Raw genomic sequence first — 21,584 nt, forward strand, 5'->3', positions numbered from 1 at the left:
TCGGGGGTAAGCTTGGTGCATGGCCAAGATCACCTCGGTAACCCAGCACGCGGAAGCTGCGCGTCTCGGCCCGCACGACCTCGCGCGAATCCTGGTGGCTGGCCTCGGGCCCACCCTTGTGGCGGCGATGACGGGATCGAAGGATCGCAAGCTTCCGTCGAAGTGGGCTCGGCCCGATGGGCCGGAACCCGGTGACGACTTCCAGAGGCGCCTGCAATTCGGTCATCGGGCGTGGACCGCGCTCGTCCTCAACGAGAACGAGCATGTGGCACGGGCGTGGTTCATCGGTGGCAACCCGTTGCTCGGCGAGGCGACTCCGATCACCGCGATCCGCGAGGACCGCGGAGCAGATGTCATGCGGGCCGTCGACGCTTTTCTCGCCGGTTACCAAGACGTATGACCGGCGGCGCCGACGCCCGCACGTGCACCACAACCGGACTACGACTCCTTCCGGTCACCGACGACCCGATGTTCCGTGTGGCCGTGAACCGATACGGGGCGCTCTCGGCGGTCGAGCGCGAGCCCAGTGGGAACTCCCAGGCATGGGGGCGGTTCGACTCGCCTGGGCGAACAATCTATTCGGCGCAAGAACGGGAAACCGCGTTCTCCGAGGTCATCGCCCAGTTCAAGCGCCAGTTGGGGGCGGTCGACCCACTCGAGGCTGATGCGGCCGCGTTGGGCATGACTCGCAACGAATTCCTCGAGGAGGTCGCTGCCCAGTGGTCAGAGAGGTCGTTCATGGGGCTCGGAGCGGTGCCCGCCTGCTGGCGATACGACCGAGGCATCTACCAGCTCCATGCGCGACCTGGGGGCTGGTGGATCGATCTCGACCACCCCGACACGATTGCCCGACTCGAAGTGGAGATGGAGCCGCTGCTCGCCCGAGAGCACGTCGCGATGCTGACGACGGCCGTTCTCACCGGCGAGAACCGACGCGTCACCACGGCGATCGGCGAGCGGCTTCGTCGCTGCCGATTGGACGACGGCTCGAAGGCACGCGGCCTTCAGTTCCGGAGCAAATTCGGCGGCTCGTGGTGCCGCGCGATCTGGTGGCCCGACCCGGAGGACGATTGGGAGGCCGACATCATCGCGCTCTCTGGGGAGCGCATCCTCCTCAGCGACGAACATCTCGCTCGCGCGAGTGAGCGCTTCCGCATTCGCGTCTTCTAGCCCAGTTCGCCGGCGCACCGGGGGAGTAGGTCACTGCTCCTTCAGGCGGGAGGCGAACGCGCGCACGCACCAGAAGGCGCCGTAGGCGATCAGGCCGAGGGCGATCAGGATCAGCAGGAAGACGCCGAACGGCACCTGCGTCAGCGCCTTCAGGCTTCCGTCGAGACCGCCGGCCTTCTCCGGGTCGGCGGTCAGCGCGCCGAAGACTACGAGGCCGCCGACGATGACGAGGGCGATCCCCTTGGACACGTAGCCGACCCGGCCGAGCATCGTCGTGATCGTCGCCCAACGGTTCGGGGGGAGCCGGAGGTCGCGCTCGAAGCGGTGCGTGACCCCGTTGAACACGAACACCACGCCGACGCCGACGACGATCAGCCCGATGGCTGCCAGTATGAACACGCCGCCGGGCATCGCGAGCAGCTTGGCGCTCGAGGACTTCTCCGACGACGACGAGTCCTTCCCGCCTCCCGAGGCGATCGAGATGGCGACGCCTGCCAGGATCGCGTAGACGACGCACTTGACGACTTCGATCAGCTTCTCGCCGGGCCTGTGGGCGGTGATCGCCTGGAGGATCTGCCACGCCGCGAGGAAGATCAGCCCCACGATGACCGCCCAGAGGACGAACAGGCCGCCCGGGACCGCCACGAGCGCCTGCAGGGCGCCCGACTGGTCGGCGTTCCCGCCTGCGCCGAACGCCACGGCCAGCGCGATGATGCCGATGAGGATGTGCAGGAGGCCGATCGCGGCCAGTCCCACCCGCGCGAGAGCGCGGACGACGGGCTGGCGCTCGACACGGGAGGCGGCCCGGGTGGGTGAGGTCATGGGGTGAACGGTACCCGGCGTTCCGGGCTTCCGGAATCTCGGGTACCGTAGAGGACTGAGTCCGCCGCGTCGTCACGCGGCGGCGAGATCTGAATAGAGGAGGCCGGCATGGACATCGACCTCAGCGTCTTGCGTCTCATGGAGCGCGAAAAGGAAATCCCGTTCGACGAGCTGGTGCAGATCATCGAGCAGGCGATCCTGACCGCTTATCTGAAGCACACCAACCAGGCCGAGCACCGTCATGGCCACAGCGACCAGCCGCCCGCCGCGCGCGTGCACCTGGATCGTAAGACCGGCCATGTCACCGTGTACGTGCCCGAGCTCGACGACGACGGCAACGTCGTCGGCGAGGCGGAGGACAGCCCCAGCGACTTCGGCCGGATCGCGGCCTTCGCGGCGAAGCAGGTGATCAACCAGCGGCTGCGTGACATCGCCGACGACGCGGTCCTCGGCGAGTTCCGCGGGCGCGAGGGTGACATCGTGGCCGGCGTCATCCAGCAGGGCCCCAACCCGAGGATGATCCACGTCGACCTGGGCTCGGTGGAGGCCATCCTGCCTCCCGAGGAGCAGGTGCCCGGCGAGGAGTACACCCACGGCTCGCGCATCCGCGTCTACGTGACGAGCGTCACCAAGGGGACGAAGGGTCCCTCCATCACCGTCTCCCGCACGCACCCGGCCCTCGTCCGCAAGCTCTTCGCGCTCGAAGTGCCGGAGATCGCGAGTGGAGTCGTCGAGATCGTGTCCCTGGCCCGCGAGGCCGGTCACCGGACTAAGATCGCCGTCCGCGCGACCGAGCCGGGTGTGAACGCAAAGGGCGCGTGCATCGGCGAACTGGGCCAGCGGGTCCGGGCCGTGACGGCGGAACTGAACAACGAGAAGATCGACATCGTCGACTACTCGCCCGACCTCTCCACGTTCGTGGCCAGCGCCCTGTCACCGGCCAAGGTGACCAGCGCGTTCGTCATCGACGAATCGCTCAAGGCGGTTCGTGCCCTCGTTCCCGACTACCAGCTGTCGCTGGCGATCGGTAAGGAGGGCCAGAACGCCCGGCTCGCGGCCAAGCTCACCGGCGCGAAGATCGACATCCAGCCGGATTCGATCCTCGACCGCGACTGAGGCCGCTCACTTCACGTAGGCGCCCAGCGACGACTGGACGCCGTCGCTGATCACGCTGCTTCCTCCCACGACGGAGATGTGCGACGGGCCGATCCTGCTCAGCTGGCCGCCGACGGTGGCCGGGACTGCCCCGCCGAGGGTGAGGAGCAGCGGTGCGCCGCTCTTCCCCGCGGCCGCGGAGGCCGAGAGGGCGTCCGGGAAGTCGACGCCCGAGGCGACGAACGCCGATGCTGTTCCGGCCGGGAACGACGCGGCGACGGCTGCGCTCGTCGCGAAGCGGTCGGAGCCACTCACCCGGGTCACCGAGCCGGTCGTGTACGCCGTGAGTCCGTTGAGAACGGCGTCGGAGACGGCAGCCGAACCCCCGACGACGACGATCGACTTCGGGGCGAGCCTCTGCAGCTCGATGACCGTCGGGGCGGGGATCCACGCCTGGGCCGTCAGCAGCAGAGGCGCACCCGCGGCTCGTGACGCGAGGGCTCCCGCGGCCAGCGCATCCGGGAAGGACTCGCCGGACACCAGATACGCGACGGCCGGGCCCGCCGAGGCCGTCGCGCGCGAGACCGCGGCGCTCGTCGCATACCGGTCGGCGCCGCTCACCCGGGTCACCGACCCGGATGTGTAGCTCTTCAGCTGCGTGACGACGGATTCCGCGATGCTGTCGGCGCCGCCGAGGACCACGATCGATCCCGGATGGAGGCGCTGCAGCTCCGTCTGGACCGCCGGCGGAATGGCGCCGGGTTGCACCAGGAGCATCGGGCCGCCGGCTCGGGCTGCGGCCGGCGACCCCGCGAGGGCGTCCGGGAACTGGAGGCCGGACGCGATGTACGCGACGGGAGCGTTCGCCGGGAAGGTGGCGGCCGAGACGGCGGCGCTGGTCCCGAAGCGGTCGGCTCCGGCGAGGCGGCCGACCTTCTGCGCGCTCGCGGGCAGCGCGTAGGCGCGGAGCTTGCCGCCGCCGTCGGTGAAGTAGAGCCGCCCGTTGACGACGATCGGGCTCTGCCAGTGCAGGCCGGTCGCCCCCGCTGCGTCCGTCCACAGCTGCGACCCGGTGGCCGGGTTCAGTGCACGGACTCCGCTCTTGGAGAGGTAGAAGAGCACCCCACCGGCGATGACCGGCGTCGTCCCCGCGATGGTCTGCTTCCATACCGGGACGAGCGACGGCGTGCCACCGGTCGCCTGCAGCTTGAGTGCGGAGATGCCGCTGTTGTTCGCGACGAACACCCAGGAGGTTCCCGAGCCGTCCACCCAGTTCGCGGGCTCGGTGAGGACCTGGCCTCCTTGCGGGACGTCGATCGACTGGAGCTCGCCTCCCGTCGCGCCCGGATGCCCGGCGCCGCTGAGGTTCGCGGTGTTCAGCAGCCGGATCTTCGCGTCCTTGCCGCTCTGCACTGCGAGGTGCGTCACCGTCGAGCCCGCGGGCGGAGCGACCACCTGCGGGGCCGTGCTGCCGAGGTCGAGGTCCTGACTGTTGAGGTCGGCGTAGTCGGAGGGCGTGTAGCTGTCGACGGGGCCGCCGTTCGCCCCTGAGCCGTCCGGGTTGATGGCCAGCACGGTGTCGCCGAAGTCGTGCGTCCCGTCGAAGACCGAGTTGCCGGTGGAGAACAGGACACGCTGCGTGCCCGGGTCCCACACAACGCTGGGCCGGGCCCATACGGCCGACTGCACGTTCGCGCAGCCGCCGGCGGCGATGTGGGTCGTCACGGTGCTGCACAGCGAGTTGAACACGCGCTGCGCCCCGGAGGCGAGGTCGATGGTCGTGACGTGCCCCTGGTAGTCGCCGCGGTCGCCGGGGTAGCCGCCGTTCGACACGTAGAGGTACGTGTGCCCGCCGGTGCCGACGATGGTCAGCGCGGGGGAGCTCTTCTCGTCGTACGGCTTGACGGTCGCGACCTCGGGCCAGCCGCCGGTCGTGGTCTCCACGCCCGTGCCGGTCGCGTACTTGTGCACCTTGCCGTCCAGGCCGTAGCTGTACACGAACGCACCGGCCGGGTCGATGGCGGGGGAGGAGGTGGTGTAGCACGTGGTGCTTCCGTTGTTGATCGTGCAGGAGCCGGGCCCGTTCTGGTGCTTCCAGACCTCGGCGCCTGTTGTGGCGTCCGTCGCCGTGATCCAGCCGTCCTTCGTCGTGGTGAAGAGCAGGTCGCGCGTGCCGCCGGCGGTGGAGACGCCCGGCTGCTCGACGGGAGGCCCGTCCGAGACGCCGGGCAGGGTCGCCGTGAACAGCGGGGTGAGCGATCCGACGGTCGACGGAATGATCTGCGTCTCCGAGGCGTTGACTCCATAGTGCGAGGGGCCGTTCCCGAACTGGCTCCAGGCGACGGATGCCGCCGCAGCAGGCGCTACGACGGGCTGCGCAGCCTGCGCCGCCGTCACGGCGGCAACAGCCATCCCGGTGGCGATCAGGATGTGCAGGGCACGTCGTCCGGCGGGCTTCGCTTCATCGCGGGGTGTGTGCATGGTCCCTCCCGCGCGAAGTGTCCGCCGGTCCTGGCGAGCTGGCAAGTCCTCCAGGCGACGGACAACCGTCTGCGCCGGTAGCCTGGAACAGCCGGTGGACCGTCCGTTCGGCGCACAGCGCCGGGAGGAGTAAGATGGAACCCGTCAGAACGTGCGTCGGATGCCGTTCTCGCGCTCCCCGGTCCTCACTTCTGAGGATCGTCGCCCAGAATTCGCACCTCGTGGTGGATCCGTCCGCCACGCGACCTGGGCGGGGTGCGTGGCTGCATCCGGTCGACGAGTGTCTCGACCTCGCAGTGAAACGCCGGGCCTTCGGGCGGGCGTTGCGCGTGGAGGGGATGCTCGACACCGCGACCATCCGGTCGCACCTCAAAGAACAGGCTGAAGAAGTTGACTTCACATGAGTGACAACCGATGAGCGGCTCGAAATGAGACCCGTCCACCACTAACGCCTGCCCCTGTCTGGGGTGGGCCCAGACAGGAGAATTGTGGCTGCAAAACCACGTGTACACGAGGTCGCGAGCGAACTCGGCGTCGACAGCAAAGTCGCGCTCGCGAAACTCAAAGAGATGGGCGAGTTCGTCAAGGGACCGTCCTCCAGCATCGAGCCTCCGGTAGCCCGCAAGCTGCGCGCCGCCCTCGAGGCCGAGGGTCACTCGGGCTCGGCCAAGCCGGCCGGTGACAAGGCGACCGCTGCTGCGCCGAAGGCCCCCGCCCAGGCTCCGCGCCCGGCCGCTCCGCGCCCGGCGCAGGCACAGGCTCAGGCCGAGGCTCCGGCTCCGGCCGCGGACGACGCTGCGACCGGCCCGAAGCCGGCTGCGCCGATGTCCGTCGCCGAGCGTCAGGCCGCAGCAGAGAAGGCCGCAGCAGAGAAGGCGGCCGAGAAGGCAGCTGCGAGCACCGGTGCCGCCGAGGGCAAGCCCGCGACCTCCGACGCGGTCAAGCCGTCGACGCCGCGTCCCGCCGGCGGGGGCATCCCCCGTCCGAGCGCCCCGCGCCCGGGCAACAACCCGTACTCGTCGAACCAGGGGATGGGCCAGCGCACTCCGCGCCCCGGCAACAACCCCTTCTCGTCGTCGCAGGGCATGGGGCAGCGCCCCTCGCCCGGCAACATCCCGCGTCCGACCCCTCCGCGTCCCGGCTCGCCGCGCATCGGCGCGCCCGGCCAGGGCGGCGGAAACCGCCCGGGCCCGCGCCAGGGCGGCGGCGGTCGTCCCGGCTTCCAGCAGCGCCCCGGTAGCGGCGGCGGTGCAGGTGCCGGTACCGCCGGTGGCTTCCAGCGGCCCGGTGGCGGCTTCGGCGGCCCCCGTCCCGGTGGCGGCGGTGGTCGTGGCCGTGGACCCGGCGGTGGCACCGCCGGCGCGTTCGGTCGTGGCGGCGGCAAGAGCAAGGCTCGCAAGTCGAAGCGCGCGAAGCGTCAGGAATTCGAGATGCGGGAGGCTCCGTCGCTGGGCGGCGTGACCGTTCCCCGCGGTGACGGCGGCACGGTCGTCCGTCTGCGCCGAGGCGCCTCGATCTCCGACTTCGCCGACAAGATCGACGCCAACCCGGCATCGCTGGTCACCGTCCTCTTCCACCTGGGAGAGATGGCGACCGCGACCGAGTCCCTCGACGAGGCCACCTTCGAGGTGCTCGGCGAAGAGCTCGGCTACAAGATCCAGGTCGTCTCGCCCGAGGACGAGGACAAGGAGCTCCTGGAGGGCTTCGACATCGACCTCGACGCCGAGCTGGAGGGCGAGTCCGACGAGGACCTCGAGATCCGGCCCCCGGTCGTCACGGTCATGGGCCACGTCGACCACGGTAAGACGCGCCTCCTCGACGCCATCCGCAACGCGAACGTCGTCGCCGGCGAGGCCGGCGGCATCACCCAGCACATCGGTGCGTACCAGGTGTGGACGGAGCACGATGGCATCGAGCGTGCCATCACCTTCATCGACACCCCCGGTCACGAGGCGTTCACCGCCATGCGTGCCCGTGGTGCGCAGGTCACCGACATCGCGATCCTCGTGGTCGCGGCGGACGACGGCATCATGCCGCAGACCATCGAGGCGCTGAACCACGCCCAGGCGGCCAACGTGCCGATCGTGGTCGCGGTCAACAAGATCGACAAGCCGGACGCCAACCCGGCCAAGGTGCGCCAGCAGCTCACCGAGTTCGGTCTGGTGGCGGAGGAGTACGGCGGCGACGTCATGTTCGTCGACGTCTCCGCGCGGAACGACATCGGCATCCAGGACCTCCTGGACGCGGTGCTGCTCACCGCCGACGCCGGTCTCGACCTGCGCTCGAACCCCAACAAGGACGCCCGAGGCATCGCGATCGAGGCCAAGCTCGACAAGGGCCGCGGCGCCGTGGCGACCGTGCTCATCCAGTCGGGAACGCTGCGCGTCGGCGACTCGATCGTGGCGGGAACGGCTTACGGCCGCGTCCGTGCGATGGCCGACGAGAACGGCGAGGCCGTGCTCGAGGCGGCGCCGTCGCGTCCGGTCCAGGTGCAGGGTCTCTCCAGCGTCCCGCGCGCCGGTGACGTGTTCATCGTCACAGAGGAGGACCGCACCGCCCGCCAGATCGCCGAGAAGCGTGAGGCCGCGGAGCGCAACGCGCAGCTGGCGAAGGCCCGCAAGCGCATCTCGCTCGAGGACTTCACCCGTGCTCTGGAAGAGGGCAAGGTCGAGGCGCTCAACCTCATCATCAAGGGCGACGTGTCCGGTGCCGTGGAGGCGCTGGAGGAGTCGCTCATGAAGATCGAGGTCGACGAGTCGGTCTCGCTCCGCATCCTGCACCGCGGCGTCGGCGCGATCACCGAGTCGGACATCGACCTGGCGACGATCGACAACGCGATCGTGATCGGCTTCAACGTCCGCCCGGACGTGAAGGCGCGCGAGCGTGCGGCCCGCGAGGGTGTGGATGTCCGCTTCTACTCGGTCATCTACAACGCCATCGAGGACATCGAGAACTCGCTCAAGGGCATGCTCAAGCCCGAGTTCGAAGAGGTCCAGTCCGGTGTCGCCGAGATCCGCGAGGTGTTCCGCTCCTCCAAGTTCGGCAACATCGCCGGTGTCATCGTCCGGTCCGGAACGATCACGCGCAACGCCAAGGCGCGCGTCATCCGCGACGGCGTGGTGGTGGGGGACAACCTCGCCATCGAGTCGCTGCGCCGGTTCAAGGACGACGTCACGGAGGTCCGTACGGACTTCGAGGCCGGTATCGGTCTCGGCAAGTACAACGACATCCAGATCGGCGACGAGATCGAGACGACGGAGCTGCGGGAGAAGCCGCGCGTCTAGTCGAATGCAGTGAAGGCCCGGCGGTTCACCCCGCCGGGCCTTCCGGCTTCGTCGAGAAACTCACTAGGAGGGTAAGTTCCATGGCCGACCCGGCTCGCGCGAGGAAGCTCGCGGACAGAATCAAGGAGATCGTCGCCAAGCGGCTCGACCGCGGACTGCGCGACCCGCGCCTCGGCTTCGTGACCATCACGGACGTCCAGGTGACCGGCGACCTGCAGCACGCAACCGTGTTCTACACGGTGTACGGCAGCGAGCAGGAGCGCGAGGACAGCGCTGCGGCGCTCAAGGCGGCGACCGGCATGCTGCGCAGCGAGGTGGGCAAGAACATCACCGCCCGCTTGACGCCGACGCTGGAGTTCCAGCTGGATGCGATCCCCGAGAACGCGGCCCACATCGAGGACCTGCTGCGGGAGGCGCGCGAGCGCGACACCGAGGTGGCCGGCCTGGCCGCCGGCGCCGCGTACGCCGGCGACGAGGACCCGTACGTCAAGCCGCGCACGCTTGACGACGAGGACGAGGACGCCACCTCCTGAAACTGCTGGTCCCGACATGCCGTTACGCCGAAGCGCATGACGGCATGTCGGGACCACTGGATCGCGGCGGTCCTAGGCTGACGGCATGTACGCCGTCTCGTTCTACGATGCCGACCCGGATGCGGGTCCCGAGCACTTCCAGCGGCTGGTTGCGACCTACCCCCGCCACCGCGCCTACCTCGACGAGTTCGCCAAGGGCGGCGAGGTGCTCATGATCGGCACCTTCGGCGACCCGGCGACGCAGGGCTCCATGGCGATCTTCCGGTCGCGGGAGGCCGCGGAGCGCTTCGTGGCCGGCGACCCCTTCAACACGGAGGGACTGGTGTATCGGAACCGAGTCCTGGACTGGGATCCGCTGGAGTTCCCCGCTCAGGGCAGCGTGTAGCCGCCGTCCGCTGCGACAGCCAGACCGTCGGCGAGGAGGCCCGCGAGCGCACGGTCGCGCTGCACGGCATCGGGCCAGATGCCGGCAAGTTCGGACGCCGTCACCGGAATGTGCGACGCTCGCAGCTCGGCGAGGATGCGCCCGCGCACCTGCCGGTCGCTTCCCTCGTAGCGCTTCTGTACGGCCTTCCGCGGGCCGTCGTACTCCGGGTAGCCGGCCTGACGCCACGCGCACGCGTCCGCAAGCGGGCAGACGTCGCAGCGCGGCGAGCGGGCGACGCAGACGATGGCGCCGAGCTCCATCATCCCGGCGTTGAAGGCGGCGGAGGTGGGGCGGTCGTCGGGGAGCAGAGCCTCCATCGCGGCCAGGTCGCGGCGACCGGGCGGAGCGGGTTCGGCCCGCCCCTCGACCGCGCGCGCGATCACGCGGCGGATGTTCGTGTCGACCACCGGGTGCCGGTTCCCGTACGCGAAGACGGCCACGGCCCGGGCGGTGTAGTCGCCGATGCCGGGGAGCGCGAGGAGGGCATCCACATCCTCCGGCACCACGCCGCCGTGCTGCTCCGTGATCGCCACGGCGGCCGCGTGCAGCCACAGCGCTCGGCGCGGGTAGCCGAGCGACTGCCAGGCGCGGACCGCCTCGCCCGGCGGCACCGCGGCCAGGTCGGCGGGTGTCGGCCAGCGCGTCAGCCACTCCTCGAGTCGCGGGATGACCCGGCTGACCGGGGTCTGCTGGAGCATGAACTCGCTGACCAGTGTTCCCCAGGGGGTGAAGCCGTCGCGGCGCCACGGCAGGTCGCGCCGGTTGGCGTGGTACCAGGCCACCACCGTCCCGGCGAAGTCATGCATGCATCGAGGCTAACCGGTGGCGCGGCCCCCGCTCGTCCCAGGGTCTCGCCTGGGCCCCGATGCGGTGAGCACCGGACGCAACCGAGCACCGCCCCTGGGCCCCAATGCGGTGAGCACCGGATGCAACCGAGCGCAGCGCCTGTGCCGTCAGCCGGCGAGCAGCGGTCGCATCCGCTCGACGACCTCGTCGGGGAGGAGGAACGTGCCCGAGCGCTCGACCTCGTGCACCAGCTCGGTGATCGCCGCGTTGATCGGCGCGCCGATCCCCGCCCGCCGCGCCTCGTCGACGACCGCGCCGTTGAGATAGTCGATCTCGGTGAGCTGGCCGCGCCGGATGCTCTGCAGCGTCGACCCGGGGTTCGGCGTCGCGCCCATCCGTCGCTTCATCAGCAGCGGTACGGCCTGGGCGGCCCACCGCGGCGCGTGGGCGACGACGCGCAGGATGCGGTCGTCGAGGCCCTGGATGCTCCCGAAGCGAACCCCGCGCGCATAGCCGACGCGGGTCGCCTCCTGCAGGCTCGCAGTCATGATCGGGCGAAGGCGACGGTCCCCGAGAGCCTCCTGTGCGCTGAGGTCGGTGATAGCGGGGAGAGCGTTGATCTGGTTGACCATGAGCTTGGTCCACTGCGCGCCGGTGAAGTTGTCGATCGCGAAAGCGGGCATGGCGGCATCCAGGATGCGCGCGGCGTCCACGGCCGCGGGCGGCGGTGCGCCGTCGCCCGCACCCAGGTAGGTGTTGGCGGTCGTGGTGACCGAGACCCGCCCGGGGGAGAGGTAGCTCGCGGCGTACAGAGCGAGTGCGCCGACGCACTCGGAGTCCGGGAGCAGCTCCTGCGCCTCGCGGAGGCCGGCGAGGCCGTTCTGGACGACGACGACGGTGATCCCGCCGAGCAGGGCGGCGTTGGCCCGGATCGCCGCGCCCGCATCCTGCGCCTTGGTGCACACGAAGACGAGCTCGGGAGTGGCCTGCAGCGTCTCGGCGACCGCCACGCGGGCGGTGTGGGCGCCCCAGCCTCCATCGAGCCGGAGGCCGCCGTCGCGGATGGCGGCGAGCTGCTCCCCGCGGGCGGTGACCTCGACGAGGTGACCCACCCGGTCGAGGAGTGCGGCGATCGTGCCGCCGATGGCTCCCGCTCCGATCACGCCGATACGCACGCCCTCCAGCCTAACGGCGGCGGGCCGGCGCATCCCTGGGACGCAACACGCCGTTATCGCGGCTGGATAACGGCGTGTTGCGTCCCACGGATGGGCGGCGAGGTCAGTCCGCGAGGACCGGCGCCGGCTCGGCGACCGCCAGAGCCTCGCCGGCGGCGACGGCGGCAGACCCGCCCGCGGGGGACACGGTCGCGGGGGACACGGCCGCGGGGGAGTCGGCGTCGCGCGCCGCGACCGCGGCGGCGGCGCGGGCGGCAGCGCGGCGACCCGGCAGCGCCAGCGCGATGAGCGCGGCGGCCGCGAGCACGCCCGCGCCCACCCACACCGCCGGGATGGCCGCATCCACATAGCCGGTCGGCGTGAGCGTCCCTCCCGCGCCGGTGAACACGGCGGTCAGCACCGCGACGCCGAGCGCGACCCCCACCTCGCGGAGCGTCGAGTTGGTGCCGGACGCCTTCGCGTGATCCGCCGGTCGCATGTTCGCCAGCACGGCCGTCGAACTCGGAGCGAAGACGAGCCCCATGCCGATCCCGGCCAGCAGGAAGGGCGGCCACATCTGCGAGTAGGGGAGCGTGGCCGACAGGGTCAGCGCGATCCAGCCCATCCCGACGGCGAGGAGCGCGAGACCCACGACGACGGGGAGGCGGGTCCCGGTCCGCGACGACACCAGCCCGGTGAGCGGCGCCACCACCATCGGAGCGAGAGTCCACGGCATGGTCATCACTCCGGCCTCCAGCGGGGTGTGGCCCTGCACCACCTGCAGGAACTGGATGAGGATGAAGATCGCGCCGAAGATCCCGAAGCTGAAGGTGACGCCGACCAGGTTCGCGACCGTGAAGCTGCGGTCACGGAACAGGCGCAGCGGCAGAAGCGGCGCGGTCGCCCGCGACTCCCAGAGCACGAACGCGATCAGGAGGGCGGAGCCGCCGATCAGCGGGACCAGCACCTCGGCGCTTCCCCAACCCGCATCGTTGCCGCGCACGATGGCGTAAACGAGGCCCAGGACGCCTGGGGCGGCGAGCAGCAGCCCCACCACGTCGGCGCGGACGCGCTCGCCGAAGCTGTTCGGCAGGGCGAGCACCACCAGCGGGATGGCGATGACGCCGAGCGGGACGTTGAGCCAGAAGATCGCCTGCCAGTTCCAGCCCTGCACGACCGCGCCGCCGATCAGCGGGCCGAGGGCGACGCCGAGGCCGGAGATGCCGCCCCAGATGCCGATCGCGGCGGGTCGCAGGCGGGCGCTGACGCTCCCCGCGAGCAGCGTCAGGGAGAGCGGCAGCAGCGCGGCGGCGCCTGCACCCTGCAGCGCGCGGGCCGCGATCAGCATCCACGGCTCGGTGGCGAGGGCGCTGGCTGCGCTGGCCAGGGTGAAGACGGCGATGCCGGCCAGGAACACCGACCTCCGCCCCAGCCGGTCGCCGAGGCCGACCGCCATCAGCATCAGTGTGGCGAAGGTGAGCGTGTAGGCGTTGACCACCCACTGCAGCTCTTCGATCGACGCCGACAGGTCGCGGGCGATGACCGGCAACGCGCTGGTGACGACCAGGTTGTCGAGGGTCGCCATGAACATGGGCAGGGAGGCCGCGACGATGGCCAGCCAGACGGGCACGGCGCGGGTGCGCGGTGCGGTGGATGCGGTCATGCTGCGCCTCCCAATGTGGTTATTCAATGATTACAAGCCCTGACACTAGTAATCGACTGATAACCTGTCAAGAGTGACGGACAAGAACAGCGAGCGGATCCCGTCGGCGGAACGCCGGGTGCAGATCCTCGAGGCCGCCAGCCGGGTCTTCGGCGAGCGCGGCTACTTCGGCGCGACCACGGACCAGATCGCACGGGAGGCCGGCATCAGCCAGCCCTACGTGGTCCGGATGTTCGGCGGCAAGGAGAACCTGTTCGTGGGCGTGCTGACGCGCTCGCTGGAGCGGCTCCTCGTCGCGTTCACCGAGACGATCGAGCAGTGGAAGGCCGAGGGCTCGCCGGTCCAGGCGGAGCCTCCCGCGAGCGTCACGGTCACCGGAGCGCACGGCGAGATCGGTCGCCGGCTGGGCCTCGCCTACGTCAGCCTGATCGAAGACCGGGGGCTGCTGCTGTCGCTGATGCAGGCGTTCAGCATGGGACAGGACCCGACGATCGGCGGCAAGGCGCGCGACGGCTTCCTGACCATCTATCGCCTGCTCCGCGAGGAGGCCGGCTTCGCGCCCGAGGAGGCGCGCTCGTTCCTCGCAGAGGGGATGCTGCTCAACACCCTCCTGGGCTTGCGGCTGACCGACGAATACGAGAAGGACGACGCGGCCACCGAGCTGATCGAGTGCACGTTCCGCACGAAGCTGCAGCTCGTGCTCGACCTCTCCGCTCACGAAAGTGCGCGGGCATGACGGGTAGCGGCCTCATCCTGATCGACAAGCCGGACGGGATGACGAGTCACGACGTCGTCGCGCGCGTCCGCCGGGCGGCAGGCACGCGCAAGGTCGGCCACGCCGGGACGCTCGACCCGATGGCGACAGGGCTCCTCATCGTGGGGGTGAACTCCTCCACCCGGCTGCTCACCTTCATCGTCGGCGCCGACAAGGAGTACCTGGCCACCATCCGCCTGGGCGCAGCTTCGACGACGGACGATGCGGAGGGCGAACTCCTGGAGGCCGCGTCGCCGGCCGCGCTGGCCGCGATCACCGCGGAGGACATCGCCGCCGGCATCTCCCGGCTCACCGGCGAGATCGAGCAGGTGCCGAGCTCGGTGAGCGCGATCAAGGTGGACGGCAAGCGCGCGTACGCCCGCGTCCGGGCGGGGGAGACGGTCGAGCTCAAGCCGCGCGCCGTGACCGTGTCCGAGTTCGAGCTGCTCGGCACGCGGCGCAGCGAGACGGCGATCGACCTCGACGTCCGCGTCGTGTGCTCGTCGGGGACGTACATCCGCTCGCTCGCCCGCGACCTCGGCGCGGGCCTCGGCGGCGGTTCCGGCCTCGGCGGTCCCGGCGTCGGCGAGGGCCTCCACGGTCCCGGCGTCGGCGGTCACCTCACCGCGCTCCGCCGGACGCGCGTCGGAGCCTTCTCCGTGCACGACGCGCACGATCTCGCTACTCTCGATGCGCAGGCCGCGCTCATCCCGGCGGTGGATGCGGCCAGCAGGCTGTTCGAGCGGCTCGACCTCACCGAGCAGCAGGCCATCGACCTCACCCACGGCCGGCGCATCCACATCGCCGACCGGGAGGGACCCGGAGGCGAGCCGGTCGCCGCCGTCGCGCCGAGCGGAGCACTGGTGGGACTCATCGAGTTCCGCGGAAAGGAAGCCAGGACCCTCGTGAACTTCCCCACGGAGGAAGCCGTCGCCCCGACGGACGGCACCGCATGATCGAGTGGTTCACCACGGTCCAGGTCGTCGTGGCCTGCGCCGCGGGCATCCTGTGCCTCGTGCTCGGGCTGATCGGGAGGCTGCCCGGCGACGTCTCCATGGGCGCGGTCGCCGTCGTGGAGCTGCTGCTGATCGTGCAGCTCGTCCTGGCGATCGTCGGTCCGCTTGTGGGCAACGGCCCGTCGGGGAGCCTGGCCGAGTTCTACATCTACCTGATCTCGGCGCTCATCCTGCCCCTCGCGGGAGGGTTCTGGGCGCTGATCGAGCGGAACAGGTGGAGCACCGTCATCCTGGGCGGAGTGTGCCTCGCCATCGCGGTCATGGTCTACCGGATGGGCCAGATCTGGTTCGTGCAGGGCGCGTGACCGGCCCTCGCGGCAAATAGAATCGAAGCGATGTCCCACCACACCATGTCCGCACGCACGAACTCCGACCCGTCGTCCCCGAGGCGCCGGATGACGGGCGTCGGACGGGTGCTCGTCTTCGTCTACGGCGTCCTCGCGCTGGCCGCGACCGGGCGCAGCGTGTTCCAGATCATCGACCGCTTCCACGAGGCGCCGGTCGCGTTCACACTGTCCGCCCTCTCGGCGGTCGTCTACATCGTCGCCACCATCGCGCTGGTCGCACCCGGGCGCGTCTGGTACCGCGTCGCCTGGATCACCATCAGCTTCGAGCTGGCCGGCGTGCTCGTCATCGGGACCTTGAGCCTGTTCGCGCCCGCCGCGCTCGGCCTCCATGACATCGACCCGTTCGGGCGCGACGCGACGGTCTGGTCCGTGTACGGGATGGGCTACCTGTTCATCCCGCTCGTCCTCCCGGTGCTCGGGCTGCTGTGGCTGCGGTCCCACCGTCCGCGCGTGGGAGCGGCGTCGTGAGGGTCTTCCACGCGGTCTCCGAGATCCCGGACGGCTGGGGTCCGAGCGCCGTCACGATCGGCAAGTTCGACGGCGTCCACACCGGTCACCGGGCGGTCATCGACCGGCTGCGCGCGGTCGCCGCAGAACGCGGGCTCGTCTCGACGGTGATCACGTTCGACCGGAACCCGCTCGAAGTCCTCGCCCCCGAGAAGTGCCCGGCGTCGCTGGTCAGCAACGCCCAGAAGCTCGACCTCCTGGCCTCGACGGGGATCGACGCGACGCTGATGGTCGCGTTCGACCGCGCGCTCGCCGCCCTCGAGCCCGAGGAGTTCGTGCACCACATCCTCGTCGACCGGCTGCACGCGGCCGCGGTGCTGGTGGGCAGCGACTTCCGCTTCGGCGCGCGCGGCGCCGGCAATGTCGCCCTGCTGCGCAGCCTCGGCGAGACGTATGGGTTCACCGTCGAGCTGATCGACGACGTCCGGCCGGAGCACGGCCGCCGGGTATCGTCGACGTGGATCCGGGAGCTGCTGGCGGACGGCGACGTCCGCCACGCCACCGAGCTGCTCGGCTCGGCGCCGACCGTCCGCGGCGTCGTCGTGCACGGCGCGGCACGAGGGCGAGAGCTGGGCTTCCCGACGGCGAACCTGTCGCCGGAGTCGGAGGGCCTGATCCCGGCCGACGGCGTCTACGCCGGGTGGTTGACGGACGGGGGCGAGCGCTACCCCGCCGCCATCTCCGTGGGGAACAACCCGACCTTCGAAGGCGTGCCCCAGAAGCAGGTCGAGGCGTATGTGCTCGACCGCGAACTCGACCTGTACGACCACCGGGTGGAGGTGTCCTTCGTGGAGCGCATCCGCGGCATGGTCGCCTACACCGGAGTGGACCCGCTGATCGCGCAGATCGCCGACGATGTCGAACAGGCGCGCCGCATCCTCGGGACCGACAGCGTCGACAGCGTCGCCGACGCCGCGACCGGCGCGGGCTCGGCCACGGAGACCCCGACCGTCGCAGGCGAGCCCTCCTGATGGCGGACGGCATCCCGGCCGCCGGCGCGCGGCCGCTCTGGCACGGGCGTGCGATCGCGCTGGTCGGCATCCTGCTCGTCGCCGCCAACCTCCGCACCGCCGTCGCGGCGCTGTCGCCGATCTTCGCAGAGATCCGCACCGATTTCGCCGTGACGAGCATCGGCGTCGGGCTGCTCGGGATGCTGCCGCCGATCTGCTTCGCGATCTTCGGGCTGATCGCGCCCTCCTTCACCCGGCGCCTCAGCCTGGAGGCCGTGGTGCTGCTCGCGCTCGGCGTCATGCTGCTCGGCCACGTGGTCCGGGCGGCGGCGCCCTCGTTCGCGGTGCTCGCGATCGGGTCGGCGATCACCTTCGCCGGCATGGGCGTGGGCAACGTGCTGCTGCCACCCCTGGTGAAGCGGTACTTCCCGGACCGGATCGGGCTGGTGACGTCGCTGTACGCGACGGTCATGTCGGTCTCCACGCTACTGCCGCCGCTCGTGGCGGTACCGGTCGCCGACGCGGCGGGCTGGCACGTGTCGGTCGGGATGTGGGGCGTCGTCAGCCTGCTGGCGCTGCTGCCCTGGCTGCGCATCCTGATCACCCATCGGCCGGCTCATCCGGACAGCGACGTGGAGGTCGAGAAGGCGCAGCCGGCGATGGCCGGACGGGTCTGGCACGCGCCGCTGGCCTGGTCGCTCGCCGTGATCTTCGCGGTCTCGAGCCTCAACGCGTACGCCATGTTCGCCTGGCTGCCCGAGATCCTGCACGACGTCGCCGGGGTGTCGGCGGCCGACGCCGGCGCCCTGCTGTCGGTGTATGCCGGGATGGGCATACCGGCCGGGCTGCTCGTGCCCCTGCTCGCCGCGCGCATGCGGAACGTGGCGCTGCTGATCTACGCCGGTGTCGCGTTCTTCATCGTCGGGTACCTGGGGCTCATCCTGGTTCCGGGCACGGCGACGTGGCTGTGGGTGGCGTTCGCCGGCCTCGGTCCGCTGCTGTTCCCGCTGTGCCTGGTGCTCATCAACGTGCGGACCCGCACCCACGCGGGCGCCGTCGCCCTCAGCGGCTTCACGCAGGGGCTCGGCTACACCCTCGGTGCGCTCGGGCCGCTCGCCGTCGGCGTGCTGCACCAGCTGACGTCCTCCTGGACGCTGCCCCTGATCGTGCTGACCGCCACCGCCCTCGCCGCGGCGGCCGCCGGCGCCGTCGCCGCGCGCCCCCGCCACCTCGAAGACTGACCCGCCCCTCCGCCCTCCGCGCCCCTCGCGCCGCTCCGCCCTCCGCGCCCCTCCGCCCAGCCATCGAGTCCTCACTTAATGCACGATTTCAGCCCGGAAACGTGCATTAAGTGAGGACTCGATGGTGGGGGGCGGGGTCAGGGGAGGAGGTGGGCTCGGTGGATGAGGGCGGCGGCGCCGATGAGGGGGCCCTCGGAGGAGAGGGCGGACGGGACGATACGGACCTTGCGCACGAACGGGAAGTAGTGGTGCTCGATGACGGCGCGCATGTGGTCGAAGAGGTCCGGCGTCGAGTGCGAGAAGCCTCCGCCGATCGCCACCAGCTCCAGGTCGAGCAGCGCGGTCGCCGACGCGATCGCGCGCCCGACGGCCTCGCCGGTACGGGCGATCGCCTCGCGTGCGACGAGGTCGCCCGCGGCGTAGGCGGCCGCGAGCTCCTCGCCGGTCGCGCCCTCGAAGCCGTGCTGCCGCGCCCACGCGACGGTGTGCGGACCGGAGGCCATGGCCTCCAGTGCGTACGGGTTGCCGAAGGTGTCCTCTCCACGGATGTCGCCCACCTCGACGTGTCCGATGTGGCCGGCGTTGCCCGTCGGACCGGTGATGACGCGGCCATCGACGATGAGGCCGCCGCCGATCCCGGTCGAGATGACCATGCCCATGACGTTGTCGACGCCCTGCGCGGCGCCCACCCAGTGCTCCGCCATAGTGATGGCGACGCCGTCCATCTCGAGGGTGACGGGCACCTCCAGGCCGAGCTCGGCGGCGACGCCGGCGACGTAGTCGCGCATCGGGTAGTCGCGCCAGTGCGGCACGTTGAGCGGCGAGACGAGCCCGCGCTTCCGCTCGATCGGACCGGCGCTGCCGATCCCGACGCCGACGATCCGCCCGCCCGACGGGAGGGAGGCGGCGGCCGCGCGGACGACCCCGCCGACCGACTCCTCGAGCTCCGGAACGGTCGCCTCGCGGCCGGTGGGGCGCCGGTGGCGCGACCCCTCCACGAGGCGGCCGTCGGCGTCGACGAGGGCGGCCTCCACCTTGGTCCCGCCGAAGTCGACGGCGAGAGCGTAGGCAGGGGAGGATGCGGTGGAGTCTGTGGGCACGAAGCAACGATAAACGAAACGGACTCTGCTCATTTGAGCACTCACCACGCACATGTTGCTCGGCTGCGCACCCCTTCCTAAGCTGGAGGGGTGGGCCTGAACGATTCGGATGAGATCCTCGCCGTCAAAGCCGCAGAGCTCTACTACGAAGCGGGCAAGACGCAGGACGAGATCGGCGTCGCACTGAACGTCTCCCGCTGGAAGGTGGGCCGTCTGCTCGTGGCTGCGCGCGAGCACGGCTTCGTGCGCATCGAGATCGTGCATCCGAGCGCCCGCCGCTTCTCGCTGGAGCGCGAACTCTGCGGGTTCTACGGGCTGGACGACGCCGTGGTGGTTCCGGCCGCGGAGTCCGACGCCGAGGCCCAGGGCCGGGTGGCGCAGGCCGCCGCGGACTACCTGACCACTCTCCGGCCGGTCCCGCGCACGCTCGGCGTCAGCTGGGGCCGCACCCTCCATGCCGTCGCCGCGCGCTTGCGCCCGGGGTGGGCGGTGGGCGTCAACCCCGTCCAGATCAACGGGAGCGTCTCCTCCACCCGCCAGGCCACCGCGGCGGCCGACACTGCCGTCGTCATCGCGCGCAAGGCGCAGGGAACCGCGACCCTGCTGCCCAGCCCCGCCATCTTCGAGCACGCCGCCACCCGGCGGGCGATCGAGGCCGACCGCTCGGTGCAGAGCGTGCTCGAGCTCGCCCGCAGCGCCAACGCCTACCTGTTCAGCGCGGGCGTCGTCGACACCAGTTCGGTCCACGTCGACTCCGGGTACCTCTCGGTGGAGGATGTGGCAGCGCTGGCCGAAAGGGGAGCGGTCGGCGACGTGGTCGGGCGCTTCATCACCGACGACGGGCAGGTCGCCGATCCGGATCTCAACTCGCGCACGCTGGGCCTCAGCCTGGACGAGCTGCGGGCGGCCCGCACCTCCATCGCGGTGATCGCGGGCGAGGCCAAGCACCGGGTGGCGCACGCCGTCGTCGCGAGCGGACTCTGCACCACGCTGATCACCGACGAGGCGACCGCGAACGACCTGCTCGGGCGGACGGCGCCGGGCGCGCAGGGTGCGCAGGCCGCGCCGGGCGCGTCGGGTACTCGTCCCGCGCCGGCCGACGCCCTCGCGAACCAGTAGCACCCAGAGGATTCACCAGCATGACGACCACCAGCATTTGGAGGACCACGTGACCATCGAGACAACGCCGCCCGTGCGCACGCTCGCGCCGGCGGCCCGCGCCGTCGAGGTGCTCGGCAGCGACCTGACGGAGGCGTCGCTGCGGCGCTACCTCGGCGGCATCCCGGGAGTGGATGCGGTCGGGCTGGAGCAGCGCGCCGCCGGCCTCGGCACGCGGTCGATCAAGACCACGAGCAAGAAGTGGGCTCTCGACACGATCATCGAGCTCATCGACCTGACGACTCTGGAGGGCGCGGACACGCCGGGCAAGGTCCGGTCGCTGGTCGCCAAGGCGCTCACGCCGGACGCGTCCGACCCCTCCACGCCGCGGCCCGCTGCAGTCTGCGTCTACGGCGACATGGTGCCGTACGCGGTCGAGGCGCTGGGCGCCGCGCACGCGGGCGCGATCCGCCGTGCAGGAGCCGAGACGGATGGGCACAGCGGCGGCGTCAACGTCGCCGCCGTCGCCACCGTGTTCCCGAGCGGACGCGCCTCCCTCCGGGTCAAGCTCGCGGACACGGCCGACGCCGTCGCCGCGGGCGCGGACGAGATCGACATGGTCATCGACCGCGGCGCGTTCCTCTCCGGCCGCTACGGCCACGTCTTCGACGAGATCGTCGCGGTCAAGGAGGCCTGCCGGCGTGATGACGGCACGTACGCCCACCTCAAGGTGATCCTGGAGACCGGTGAGCTGAACACGTACGACAACGTTCGCCGAGCCTCCTGGCTGAGCATCCTGGCCGGCGGCGACTTCATCAAGACGTCGACCGGCAAGGTCTCGCCCGCCGCCACGCTCCCCGTGACGCTGCTGATGCTGGAGGTCGTCCGTGACTGGCACCTGCTGACCGGCGAGGAGATCGGGGTGAAGCCGGCCGGCGGCATCCGCTCGTCGAAAGACGCGATCAAGTACCTGGTGACGGTCGCCGAGACGGTGGGCGAGCGGTGGCTCCAGCCGCACCTGTTCCGGTTCGGCGCGTCGAGCCTCCTCAACGACGTGCTCCTGCAGCGCCAGAAGCTGGCCACCGGGCACTACTCCGGCGCCGACTACGTGACGATCGACTGACCCGACAGCCAGACCCGACAGCCAGACCCGACA

The 21,584-nt window shown here is 70.9% G+C and carries 21 protein-coding genes; 15 read left to right on the forward strand and 6 right to left on the reverse strand.

Annotated elements, in window-relative coordinates; genetic code table 11:
* Positions 1-19 precede the first annotated feature (19 nt).
* Together SB754_RS04505 and SB754_RS04510 are read left to right on the forward strand one after the other, a co-directional pair.
* A complete protein-coding gene (locus SB754_RS04505; protein ID WP_410781159.1) occupies positions 20-400 on the forward strand; it encodes a hypothetical protein in 381 nt (126 codons plus the stop codon).
* Positions 397-1,170: a hypothetical protein gene (locus SB754_RS04510; RefSeq protein WP_410781160.1), complete on the forward strand. Its 774-nt coding sequence runs from the start codon at positions 397-399 to the stop codon at positions 1,168-1,170. The genes SB754_RS04505 and SB754_RS04510 overlap by 4 nt, the downstream gene beginning before the upstream one ends.
* 30 nt (positions 1,171-1,200) lie before the next feature.
* Here the strand turns inward: SB754_RS04510 and SB754_RS04515 are convergent, their stop codons facing one another.
* A complete protein-coding gene (locus tag SB754_RS04515; protein ID WP_410781161.1) occupies positions 1,201-1,992 on the reverse strand; it encodes a DUF1206 domain-containing protein in 792 nt (263 codons plus the stop codon).
* A 108-nt stretch (positions 1,993-2,100) separates the two neighbouring features.
* On the opposite strand from SB754_RS04515, the gene nusA reads away from it, so the two are divergent.
* Positions 2,101-3,108 (forward strand): transcription termination factor NusA, encoded by a 1,008-nt coding sequence (gene nusA / locus SB754_RS04520; protein WP_410781162.1) that lies wholly within the window; start codon positions 2,101-2,103, stop codon positions 3,106-3,108.
* 6 nt (positions 3,109-3,114) lie between these two features.
* Here nusA and SB754_RS04525 read toward each other — a convergent pair whose 3' ends face one another.
* Positions 3,115-5,568, reverse strand: coding sequence for a cell wall-binding repeat-containing protein (locus SB754_RS04525; protein WP_410781163.1), 2,454 nt, complete (start codon positions 5,566-5,568; stop codon positions 3,115-3,117).
* Between the two features lie 134 nt (positions 5,569-5,702).
* Between SB754_RS04525 and SB754_RS04530 the strand changes: the two genes are divergently transcribed.
* From SB754_RS04530 to SB754_RS04545, 4 genes are all read left to right on the forward strand, one after another.
* The gene (locus SB754_RS04530; RefSeq protein WP_410781164.1) at positions 5,703-5,972 is read left to right on the forward strand and encodes a YlxR family protein; all 270 of its coding nucleotides are present in this window, start codon (positions 5,703-5,705) and stop codon (positions 5,970-5,972) included.
* An 84-nt stretch (positions 5,973-6,056) separates the two neighbouring features.
* Complete coding sequence (gene infB / locus SB754_RS04535) at positions 6,057-8,852, forward strand: translation initiation factor IF-2 (protein ID WP_410781165.1); 2,796 nt, start codon at positions 6,057-6,059, stop codon at positions 8,850-8,852.
* Between the two features lie 80 nt (positions 8,853-8,932).
* Entirely contained in the window at positions 8,933-9,385 is a 453-nt protein-coding gene (gene rbfA / locus SB754_RS04540; RefSeq protein WP_410781166.1) for a 30S ribosome-binding factor RbfA, read from the forward strand.
* 85 nt (positions 9,386-9,470) lie between these two features.
* On the forward strand, positions 9,471-9,770 hold the full coding sequence (locus SB754_RS04545; protein WP_410781167.1) for a YciI family protein: 300 nt from the start codon (positions 9,471-9,473) through the stop codon (positions 9,768-9,770).
* Here SB754_RS04545 and SB754_RS04550 read toward each other — a convergent pair.
* From SB754_RS04550 to SB754_RS04560, 3 genes are all read right to left on the reverse strand, one after another.
* On the reverse strand, positions 9,755-10,618 hold the full coding sequence (locus SB754_RS04550; protein ID WP_410781168.1) for an A/G-specific adenine glycosylase: 864 nt from the start codon (positions 10,616-10,618) through the stop codon (positions 9,755-9,757). The two genes, SB754_RS04545 and SB754_RS04550, sit on opposite strands and share 16 nt — an antisense overlap.
* 147 nt (positions 10,619-10,765) lie before the next feature.
* Complete coding sequence (locus tag SB754_RS04555) at positions 10,766-11,773, reverse strand: ketopantoate reductase family protein (RefSeq protein ID WP_410781169.1); 1,008 nt, start codon at positions 11,771-11,773, stop codon at positions 10,766-10,768.
* 103 nt (positions 11,774-11,876) lie between these two features.
* The gene (locus SB754_RS04560; protein WP_410781170.1) at positions 11,877-13,415 is read right to left on the reverse strand and encodes a DHA2 family efflux MFS transporter permease subunit; all 1,539 of its coding nucleotides are present in this window, start codon (positions 13,413-13,415) and stop codon (positions 11,877-11,879) included.
* A gap of 73 nt (positions 13,416-13,488) precedes the next feature.
* Here SB754_RS04560 and SB754_RS04565 point away from each other — a divergent pair, with 73 nt between their 5' ends.
* Genes SB754_RS04565 through SB754_RS04590 form a run of 6 tightly spaced genes read left to right on the forward strand, consistent with a single transcriptional unit; the run spans position 13,489 to position 18,230 of the window.
* Positions 13,489-14,151, forward strand: a complete 663-nt coding sequence (locus tag SB754_RS04565) for a TetR/AcrR family transcriptional regulator (protein WP_410781171.1) — start codon at positions 13,489-13,491, stop codon at positions 14,149-14,151.
* Entirely contained in the window at positions 14,148-15,125 is a 978-nt protein-coding gene (gene truB / locus SB754_RS04570; RefSeq protein ID WP_410781172.1) for a tRNA pseudouridine(55) synthase TruB, read from the forward strand. The genes SB754_RS04565 and truB overlap by 4 nt, the downstream gene beginning before the upstream one ends.
* A complete protein-coding gene (locus tag SB754_RS04575) occupies positions 15,122-15,490 on the forward strand; it encodes a hypothetical protein (protein ID WP_410781173.1) in 369 nt (122 codons plus the stop codon). Before truB ends, SB754_RS04575 begins: the two co-directional genes overlap by 4 nt.
* A 30-nt stretch (positions 15,491-15,520) precedes the next feature.
* Positions 15,521-16,000, forward strand: a complete 480-nt coding sequence (locus tag SB754_RS04580; protein WP_410781174.1) for a hypothetical protein — start codon at positions 15,521-15,523, stop codon at positions 15,998-16,000.
* Positions 15,997-17,010 (forward strand): bifunctional riboflavin kinase/FAD synthetase, encoded by a 1,014-nt coding sequence (locus SB754_RS04585; protein ID WP_410781175.1) that lies wholly within the window; start codon positions 15,997-15,999, stop codon positions 17,008-17,010. The genes SB754_RS04580 and SB754_RS04585 overlap by 4 nt, the downstream gene beginning before the upstream one ends.
* Positions 17,010-18,230: an MFS transporter gene (locus SB754_RS04590; protein WP_410781176.1), complete on the forward strand. Its 1,221-nt coding sequence runs from the start codon at positions 17,010-17,012 to the stop codon at positions 18,228-18,230. The genes SB754_RS04585 and SB754_RS04590 overlap by 1 nt, the downstream gene beginning before the upstream one ends.
* 137 nt (positions 18,231-18,367) lie before the next feature.
* Here the strand turns inward: SB754_RS04590 and SB754_RS04595 are convergent, their stop codons facing one another.
* Positions 18,368-19,330 carry an ROK family protein gene (locus SB754_RS04595; RefSeq protein WP_410781177.1) on the reverse strand — a complete coding sequence of 321 codons (963 nt, stop codon included), beginning with the start codon at positions 19,328-19,330 and terminating at the stop codon, positions 18,368-18,370.
* A gap of 90 nt (positions 19,331-19,420) precedes the next feature.
* Here SB754_RS04595 and SB754_RS04600 point away from each other — a divergent pair, with 90 nt between their 5' ends.
* Both SB754_RS04600 and deoC read left to right on the forward strand, forming a co-directional pair.
* Positions 19,421-20,449: a sugar-binding transcriptional regulator gene (locus SB754_RS04600; RefSeq protein WP_410781178.1), complete on the forward strand. Its 1,029-nt coding sequence runs from the start codon at positions 19,421-19,423 to the stop codon at positions 20,447-20,449.
* Between the two features lie 49 nt (positions 20,450-20,498).
* Positions 20,499-21,551 (forward strand): deoxyribose-phosphate aldolase, encoded by a 1,053-nt coding sequence (deoC, locus tag SB754_RS04605; RefSeq protein WP_410781179.1) that lies wholly within the window; start codon positions 20,499-20,501, stop codon positions 21,549-21,551.
* Positions 21,552-21,584: the final 33 nt, after the last annotated feature.

Origin of the sequence: Leifsonia sp. SIMBA_070, from assembly GCF_046534635.1 — a bacterium.
GTDB lineage: Bacteria > Actinomycetota > Actinomycetes > Actinomycetales > Microbacteriaceae > Leifsonia.